Origin of the sequence: Curtobacterium sp. MCLR17_055, from assembly GCF_003234305.1 — a bacterium.
Classification (GTDB): domain Bacteria; phylum Actinomycetota; class Actinomycetes; order Actinomycetales; family Microbacteriaceae; genus Curtobacterium; species Curtobacterium flaccumfaciens.
On sequence record NZ_QKSX01000022.1, the window covers coordinates 44,205 to 53,148 of the forward strand.

General features: G+C 69.7%; 7 protein-coding genes. 6 read left to right on the forward strand and 1 reads right to left on the reverse strand.

Going from position 1 to position 8,944, the window contains the following annotated elements; genetic code table 11:
• Positions 1-18: 18 nt before the first annotated feature.
• The gene (locus tag DEJ09_RS16310; RefSeq protein ID WP_071245384.1) at positions 19-531 is read right to left on the reverse strand and encodes a hypothetical protein; all 513 of its coding nucleotides are present in this window, start codon (positions 529-531) and stop codon (positions 19-21) included.
• Positions 532-678: 147 nt separating this feature from the next.
• Here DEJ09_RS16310 and DEJ09_RS16320 point away from each other — a divergent pair, with 147 nt between their 5' ends.
• From DEJ09_RS16320 to DEJ09_RS16345, 6 genes are all read left to right on the forward strand, one after another.
• Complete coding sequence (locus DEJ09_RS16320; protein ID WP_111089254.1) at positions 679-1,233, forward strand: DUF805 domain-containing protein; 555 nt, start codon at positions 679-681, stop codon at positions 1,231-1,233.
• 9 nt (positions 1,234-1,242) lie between these two features.
• The gene (locus DEJ09_RS16325; RefSeq protein WP_111089255.1) at positions 1,243-2,085 is read left to right on the forward strand and encodes a PhzF family phenazine biosynthesis protein; all 843 of its coding nucleotides are present in this window, start codon (positions 1,243-1,245) and stop codon (positions 2,083-2,085) included.
• Positions 2,086-2,306: 221 nt separating this feature from the next.
• Positions 2,307-3,665, forward strand: coding sequence for an extracellular solute-binding protein (locus DEJ09_RS16330; protein ID WP_071404684.1), 1,359 nt, complete (start codon positions 2,307-2,309; stop codon positions 3,663-3,665).
• 107 nt (positions 3,666-3,772) lie between these two features.
• Positions 3,773-4,723, forward strand: a complete 951-nt coding sequence (locus tag DEJ09_RS16335; RefSeq protein WP_110894824.1) for a carbohydrate ABC transporter permease — start codon at positions 3,773-3,775, stop codon at positions 4,721-4,723.
• Between the two features lie 5 nt (positions 4,724-4,728).
• Positions 4,729-5,622, forward strand: a complete 894-nt coding sequence (locus DEJ09_RS16340) for a carbohydrate ABC transporter permease (RefSeq protein WP_371830315.1) — start codon at positions 4,729-4,731, stop codon at positions 5,620-5,622.
• 105 nt (positions 5,623-5,727) lie between these two features.
• Entirely contained in the window at positions 5,728-8,775 is a 3,048-nt protein-coding gene (locus DEJ09_RS16345) for a glycoside hydrolase family 38 C-terminal domain-containing protein (RefSeq protein WP_111089256.1), read from the forward strand.
• Positions 8,776-8,944: the final 169 nt, after the last annotated feature.

An 8,944-nucleotide genomic window follows, 5' to 3' on the forward strand; every position in this document is an offset into this window, starting at 1 on the left:
GCCGGTGGGTGGCTGCGGTCAGTGCTCGGTGCCGTGCATGGTCTGGGTGTCGTCCTGACCCGGGATGGCGTCCTTCGTGGTCCAGCCGTACCAGCGGCCGTCGATCTCGGTGACCGCGCGACCGTCGCCGCAGGTGACCAGGCCCTTGGTCGGGAGTTCCTCGGGCAGGAAGTCCGCGGTCATCGCCGTGCCGCCGTACGACTCGTCGAGCGGGGTGCAGTCGTCCACGTCGACGCCGTCCTTCGACGCGAACCCGATGACGTACCCGGGCTGCGAGACGTGGAGGCGGACGTCGATGTCCTTCGCGTCCTCCGGCACCCACTTCGGCATGAAGAAGGCCAGGTCCTCGGACTCCCCGGAGCGCGGAGCGTCGGAGTACGCGTCGAAGTGCTTCTGCGGGGTCTTGTTCGGCACGATGTCCTGGATCGCGCTGCAGCCGGCGGTCAGCAGCAGGGCGGACACCGCGGCGGTGGAGGCGAGGGCGATCCGGAGGGTGCGGCGGGCGGTGGTGGGGCGCGTGTCGGTGCTCATGGATCCAGTCTCACGACGGAGGCGACGCTGAAACATCACGTGCGCACCCGGAATCGGTCGGGGGTTACCCCCACCCGGGCGCCGCAGTACGCCGGGCCTGCCGAGGAGTGCTCAGGAGTGCCCAGGTCGCCCCGGTAAGCAGGTTCGGTGCACCAGACGCAGCAGCCACCGGTCGGGGTCCCCTGGCACCAGGCCACCTTCCCCGCCTCGTTCTCGCGGTTCTGGCGGGGGTACGTCGTGTTCCGCGGTCGTGCCGCTCGTGCCGAGTTCTGGTGGTGGGCGCTGTGGTGGGCGATCATCTCCGCTGCGATCAACATCGTGTACGGCATCGGACTCTTCACGACGCCCCCACCGATGCCGAGCCCGGAGGAAGCGCGCGTCCTCGACCAGGCGATGCAGTCCTTCAACCCGTTCCCGGTCTGGTGGTTCCTGCTCACGTCGATGCCGGTCTTCGCCCAGATCGCACTGGGGGTCTTCGTGGTCGTCGGGCTCGCGGCGTTGCTGCCCTGGATCGCCATCGCGGTGCGGCGGCTCCACGACACGAACCGCTCCGGGTGGTGGGTCCTGCTCTGCTTCGTGCCCGCCGGCTACATCGTGCTCGCCGTGTTCCTCGCGCTGCCCTCGGAGCCACCCGCGGCGCCGCAGCAGTCCGGGCCACCCGTCGGTGATCGGCCCGCGCACCCCGTCGTGACACCGCAGTAGCGTCGGGGCATGCAGCAGGAGATCCTCCGGTACACCGCCTTCGCCGCCGAGCCGGGCGGTGGCAACCCCGCCGGGCTCGTGCTCGACGCGGCCGGACTGTCCGACGACCGGATGCTCGCGATCGCCCGGCAGGTCGGGTACCCCGAGACCGCATTCGTCGTGGGTGCGACGTCGACCGGGCCGCGGGTCCGCTACTTCTCGCCGAGCGCCGAGGTGCCGTTCTGCGGGCACGCCACCGTCGCCCTGGCCGTCGCGCTGGCCGAGCGCGAGGGGCCGGGCCGCCGGGTGTTCACGACCCTGGCCGGCGAGGTCGCGCTCGACGCCACGGTCGGTGCGGACGGAGCGGTGCAGGTCGCGATGACGAGCGTCGAGCCGGCGACGCGGGACATCGAGTCGGCCCTGCTGGCGCGGCTGTTCGACCTGCTCGGGCTCTCGGCGGCGGACATCGCTCCGGGGTTCCCGGTGCTGGAGTCCTTCGCCGGCAACTGGCACCCGGTGCTCGTGCTGCACGACGGCGAGCTGTTCCACCAGTTCCGGTTCGCGCCGGGGCCCCTCGCCGAGCTCAAGCGCGAGGCCGGCTGGGCGGGGACGGTCACGGTGCTGCACCGCACCGGCGACCGGGAGTACGAGGCGCGCAACCTGTTCCCCGCCGGGCGCATCACCGAGGACCCTGCAACGGGATCGGCAGCGGCGTCGACCGGGGCGTACCTGCGGCAGATCGGTGCAGTGCAGCCGGGCGACCGCATCACGATCCGGCAGGGGCGACACGTCGGGCGTCCGAGTCTGCTGCTCGTGGACGTGCCCGAGGCCGGCGGGATCACGGTGACGGGGAGCGCGACCCCGATCTCCTGACGGACGTTCCTTCCCAGAACGCACGCGATGGGAAGCGGAATCGGGCGTACCTGGTCGAAACTTCCGACCCGGTACGCCCGATCCCGCTCGGTACGCCCGATTCCGCTCGGTACGCCCGGATCCACCCGAGAAACTCCTTGACAGGTTTAAGTCAATACGGTGGACTAATCCTGCGCGCGGGCGATGGTGCCCGCGGACATCACCCGTGCAAAGGAGCACCGATGAAACGCACCCGCATCATCGCCGGACTCGCAGCTGTGGCCGTGGCCGCAGTCGGTCTGGCTGGCTGCTCGAGCTCGGGGTCCGCCTCGAGCGACACGATCAAGATCGCGTACCAGAAGTTCGGCGCCTTCCAGCAGCTCGACGCCCAGATGAAGGTCGTCAAGAAGCAGTACGAGAAGGACAACCCCGGCAAGAAGGTCACCCTCGTGCCCATCCAGGCGCAGGGCAACGACTACTACACGAAGCTCGCGCTCATGAACAAGGCGCCGGCCACCGCCCCGGACGTCATGTACGAGGACACGTTCCTCGTCAAGGCCGATGCCGAGGCGGGCTACCTGCTGCCACTCGACAAGTACACGGACAAGTGGGACGAGTGGGACCAGTTCTTCGACAACGCCAAGCAGGCCGGGCAGGGTGACGACGGCAAGATCTACGGCGTCCCGATGGGCACCGACACCCGAGCCCTCTGGTACAACAAGGACATCTTCAAGAAGGCCGGGCTCGACGTCCCGTGGAAGCCGAAGACGTGGGACGACGTGCTCGCGGCGGCGAAGACCATCAAGGAGAAGCAGCCCGACGTCATCCCGTTCAACATCTACTCGGGCAAGGCGCAGGGCGAAGCCTCGACCATGCAGGGCTTCGAGATGCTCCTGTACGGCGCCGACGGCTCCGGCAACACCCTGTACAAGGACAAGAAGTGGGTCACCGGCTCGAAGCAGTTCGAGGACTCGCTCAAGTTCGTGAAGGACGTCTACCAGGGCGGCCTCGGCCCGACACCGCAGCAGGCGCTCGACACGAACGTCGGCACGACCATCGCCCAGACGTGGCTGCCGAAGGGCAAGCTCGCGATCGACCTGGACGGTTCGTGGCAGTCCGGCACGTGGCTGAAGTCCGGCACCGCGCCGTGGCCCGAGTGGAACGACGTGATGGGCCAGGCGCCCATGCCGACCCAGAACGGGCAGGCTCCCGGCTACAACTCGATGTCCGGCGGCTGGACCCTGGCGGTCGGCGCGAAGTCGAAGAACCCGCAGGCGGCGTTCGACTTCATCACGAGCTTCCTCGACAAGGACGGTTCGCTGAAGTACGACACCGAGAACAGCCAGATCGCCGTCCGGAAGGACGTCGCGGACGACCCGGCCTACACGGCGGCGAACCCGACGTTCAAGTTCTTCTCGGGGCTGGTGGAGAACACCAACTTCCGCCCGGCGACGAGTGACTACTCGCAGGTGTCCAACGCGATCCAGGTCGCGATGGAAGCGGTCATGACCGGTCAGCAGTCGCCGAAGGACGCGGCTGCCGCCTACGACAAGGCCGTCACGCAGGTGGTCGGCAAGGAGAACACCGTCTCCGCTGGTTGACGGACGTCACCCACTGACGGACTGGAGGCGCGGGGCGGTCCCGCGCCGCGCCTCCCGTCCGTCCTTCCCCACCTTCGGAACCCCTCCGCACCCGGAAGGCACCCATCGTGTCCAGCACCCCCCTCGCGCCGACGCTGTCGGCGCCCGGTGCGCCGAAGCGCACCGATCCACCCGTGCCGCGCAAGCGGCGACCACTGCGGAACGTCGGACGAGCGGTCCCGCTCCTGCCCGCCCTGGTCCTCCTCGTCATCTTCCTGCTCGGCCCCGTCATCTCGTCGTTCTACGGGTCGTTCACCAACTCGGCCCTGACCGGCGCCAGCGCGGCCGACCAGCAGTTCGTCGGGTTCCAGAACTACGTCGAGCTGTTCCAGGACCCGGACTTCCCGAAGTCCGTCATCCTGACCGTCGTCTTCCTGCTGGCCTCGGCCGTGGTGGGACAGAACGTGCTCGGCCTCGGACTGGCCCTGCTGATGCGCTCGGCGAACAAGGCCGTCCGGGCGATCGTCGGCACCTTCGTGGTCGCCGCGTGGGTCCTGCCGGAGATCGTGGCGTCCTTCGCGGCGTACGCGTTCTTCAACGACGAGGGGACGCTCAACACGTTCCTCGCGTCGATCGGGATCACCGGCGCGAACTGGCTCTACACGTACCCGATGCTCGCCGTGATCCTGGCGAACATCTGGCGCGGTACCGCGTTCTCGATGCTCGTCTACTCGGCCGCCGTGCAGGAGGTCCCCGAGGAGATCACCGAGTCCGCCGAGGTCGACGGAGCCACCGGCTGGCAGCGGCTCGTCTACATCACGCTCCCGGTGATCCGCCGGAGCATCTCGACGAACCTCATGCTCACGACGCTGCAGACCCTGTCGGTCTTCACGCTGATCTTCGTGATGACCGGCGGCGGTCCGGGCACGAACTCGTCGACCCTGCCGATCCTGGCGTACCAGGAGGCGTTCAAGTTCTCGCAGCTCGGCTTCGGGACCGCGATCGCGACCATCCTGCTCGTGGTGGGGGCGGTCTTCTCGATCATCTACATCCGGGCCCTCAAGCCGGAGGTGGACTGATGGCCATGACAGCCCCGTCCCTCGACCAGACCACGACCCGCTCGGTGACCGCACCGGGGTCGATGCACATGACGTCCCCGCGCGGCCGCACCATGCGGTGGGTGTCGAACGTCGTGCTGCTCGTCATCGCGGTGTGCTTCGCGGTGCCGCTGCTCTGGCTCGTGCTCGCCTCGTTCGACACCCAGGCCTCGCTGTCGGTGAAGCTGCCCTCGCAGTTCACGCTCGACAACTTCGCGAAGGTGCTCACCCCCGAGCTGTCGTTCATCCCGCTCGCGAACAGCCTGCTGCTCTCCGGCGGCACCGCGGTCGTCACCGTGGTGTTCGCGCTGCTCGCCGCGTACCCGCTGTCCCGGTACAAGATGCGGGTCAACAAGCCGTTCCTGTACAGCATCCTGTTCGGCACCGGTCTGCCGATCACCGCGATGATGGTGCCCGTCTACGCACTGTTCGTGTCGCTCAACCTCATCGACAACGTGTGGGGCTGCATCTTCTTCCTCGCCGCCACGTCGCTGCCGATGGCGATCTGGATGGCGAAGAACTTCATGGACTCGGTGCCGATCTCGCTGGAAGAGGCGGCGTGGACCGACGGCGCCTCGATGCTCACCACGCTGACCCGCATCGTGATCCCGCTCATGCGTCCGGGCATCGCGGTCGTGTTCATCTTCGTGTTCATCCAGGCGTGGGGGAACTTCTTCGTCCCGTTCGTCCTGCTGCTCTCGCCCGAGAAGGTGCCCGCCGCGGTGAGCATCTTCAACTTCTTCGGGCAGAACGGGGCGGTGGCGTACGGCCAGCTCGCCGCGTTCTCGATCGTCTACTCCGTGCCCGTCATCGCCCTCTACGTGATCGTGTCCCGAGGCCTCGGCGGCGGCAACGCCCTCGCCGGCGGCATCAAGGGCTGATCCGCCGGTCCACGCCCCGCAAGACACCGGTGTTCGCGCGTCGAACACCCGCGAACCGCGGTTCCGTTCGCGAACACCGGTGTCTTGCAACCAGAAAGGAAGCACATGCACCAGGACGAACCGCTCGTCGAGGCCCGGATCGCCCGCCTCGTGCGCGACCGCGTCGATCCCGCCGTCCTCCGTCGCTCGGCGCCGGTGACGATCGAGGCGTGGGAGGTGCCGGGCGAACCGGTGCCGTTCGACGCCGCCGTGGGTGAGACGTACACACCGTTCACGGTGGGGTCGCACTGGGGCGGACGCCCGTGGGGCACGACGTGGTTCCGGGTGACCGGGACCGTGCCGGCGGACTTCGGCACCGCGCCGGGGACCACCGCCGAGCTCCTCGTCGACCTGGGGTTCACCAAGCGGCAGCCCGGGTTCCAGGCCGAGGGACTCGCGTTCCGTGCCGACGGCTCCACGATCAAGGCGATCGAGCCGCGGAACGACACCGTGCCGCTCGAGGTCGGCCCGGGGGAGTCCTTCGAGCTCTGGATCGAGGCCGGGGCGAACCCGGACATCGGCGGCGACTCGTTCCAGGGTGCGACGCCGCTCGGCTCGCGCTCCACCGCCGGCGACGACCCGATCTACCGCCTGAAGGCCCTCGAGGTCGTCGAGCGCGACGACACCGTGTGGGAACTGCAGCAGGACCTCTGGGTGCTGCGCGGGCTGATGGCCGAGCTCCCCACCGACGGCACCCGCGGCGCCGACATCCTGCGGGCGCTCGAACGCGCCGCCGACGCCCTGGACCCGGACGACGTCGCCGGCACCGCCGCGGACGCCCGGCAGGTCCTGGCGCCCGTGCTCGCCGTCCCCGCCAGCCCCGCCGCCCACCGCGCGATCGCCGTCGGGCACGCCCACATCGACTCCGCCTGGCTGTGGCCCGTGCGCGAGACGAAGCGCAAGTGCGCCCGGACGTTCTCGAACGTGCTCGACCTGATGGACCGCGACCCCGACTTCACCTTCGCCTGCTCGTCCGCGCAGCAGTACGCCTGGATCCGCGACGAGTACCCGTCCATCTGGACCCGCATCAAGCAGCGCGTCTCCGAAGGGCGGTGGATCCCGGTCGGCGGCATGTGGGTCGAGTCGGACACCAACCTGCCCGGCGGGGAGGCCCTGGCCCGCCAGTTCGTCGCCGGCAAGCGCTTCTTCCTGGAGGAGTTCGGCATCGACACCCCCGAGGCCTGGCTCCCCGACTCGTTCGGCTACTCGGGCGCCCTGCCGCAGATCGTCCGCGCCGCCGGGTCGAAGTGGTTCGTCACCCAGAAGCCGTCGTGGAACGAGACGAACGTCATCCCGCACACCTCGTTCCACTGGGAGGGCATCGACGGCTCGCGCGTCCTGACGCACCTGCCCCCGGCCGACACCTACAACTCCGACGTCTCGCCCGCCGACCTGCGCCGCGGCGAACGGAACAACAAGGAACGCGGCACCGCGAACACCTCGATGCTGCTGTACGGCTTCGGCGACGGCGGTGGCGGTCCCACCCGCGAGATGGTCGGCGCCGCACACCGCCAGCACGACCTCGACGGGTCGCCCCACGTGACACTCGGCACGCCGGCACAGGTGTTCGAGCAGCTCGAAGCCGAGCTGCCGACGCCCGGGGTCTGGTCGGGGGAGATGTACCTCGAGTTCCACCGCGGCACCTACACGTCGCAGATCCGCACGAAGCAGGGCAACCGCCGCTCCGAGCACCTGCTCCGCGAAGCCGAGCTCTGGGCGGCGACGGCGGCGGTCCGGCTCGGCAGTGAGTACCCGTACGCCGAACTCGAGGACGCCTGGCACACCGTCCTGCTGCAGCAGTTCCACGACATCCTGCCCGGGTCCTCGATCGCGTGGGTGTACGAGAACGCCGAGGAGCAGTACGCCCGGGTCGCCGAGGTGCTCGAGGGGCTGATCGGGAGCGCGACGACGGCGCTCGCCGCAGGCGGGAGCGCAGCCGTCAGCGGCGCCGCAGCCGGCACCGCCGACGACGCCGCGTCGGTCGTGCGCTTCAACGCCTCGCCGGTCGCGGCAGGGGACGTGACCGCCCTGGCAGGTTCGGTCGTCCACGCGCCGCGACCCGTGCCTCCCGTCCGGAGCGGCGACCGCTTCGTCTTCGACACCGGCGTCGTCACCGCGACCATCGACGCTGCAGGCCACGTCGTCTCGTTCGTCGACCACGCCACCGGACGCGACGCGATCGCACCAGGCGCTGCGGCGGCGGAGTACACGGTGTTCCGTGACACCCCGAACCAGTGGGAGGCCTGGGACATCGACCGCGCGTACCAGCGCAACGGCACGGTGCTGTCGGCGTCGTCCGTCTCGTTCGACGGCTCTTCGCTCGTCGTGGAACGGTCCTTCGGATCGTCGACGCTCACCACGCGCTACTCCGCCGTGCAGGGCGAACCGGAGCTGACCGTCGAGACCGAGGTCGACTGGCACGAGCACCAGAAGCTGTTGAAGCTCGCGTTCCCGATCGACGTGCTCGCGTCGTCGGCCTCGAGCGAGATCCAGTTCGGGTACATCGACCGGCCGACGCACCAGAACACCTCGTGGGACCACGCCCGCTTCGAGACCTCGGCACACCGCTGGGTGCACGTCGCGGAGCCCGGGTTCGGCGTCGCCGTGGCGAACGACTCGACCTACGGCCACGACATCACGCGCGAGACCCGGCCGGACGGCGGGATCACCACGCTCGTGCGGGAGTCGCTGCTGCGCGGGCCGACGTTCCCGGACCCGAACGCCGACCAGGGGCACCACGTGTTCCGGACGGTGCTGCGGATCGGGGCCTCGGTGCTCGACGCCGCCGACTCCGGGTACCGGCTGAACCTGCCGGTGCGGAGCGTGCCCGGGTCGGCCGAGGTCGCGCCGCTCGTCACGGTGTCGTCGCCGCAGGTGTTCGTCGAGGCCGTCAAGCTCGCCGAGGACCGCTCCGGAGACGTCGTCGTGCGCCTGTACGAGGGGCTCGGGGGCCGGGCGACGGACGTCGGGGTCGCCTTCGGGTTCGACGTCGCGTCGGTGTCGCAGGTCGACCTGCTCGAGCGGCCGCTGGAGCGCTCGTGGTCGGCCGGGGAGCCGGTCGTGCTGACCCTGCGTCCGTTCGAGATCGTGACGCTGCGCGTGCGTCGGGCCTGAGGCAGCGGGTCCGGCGTTCGGTCGGGGAGAGACCGCGGCGCCGGACGGGACACGGGTGCGTTCCGTCCGGCGCCGTGTTGCGTGTGGGTGTGGGGGTGCGGGCGTGGGCCGGGCCGGGTGGAATCGGGCGTAGCTGGTCGAATCGGGCGTACCTGGTTGGAATTTCTGG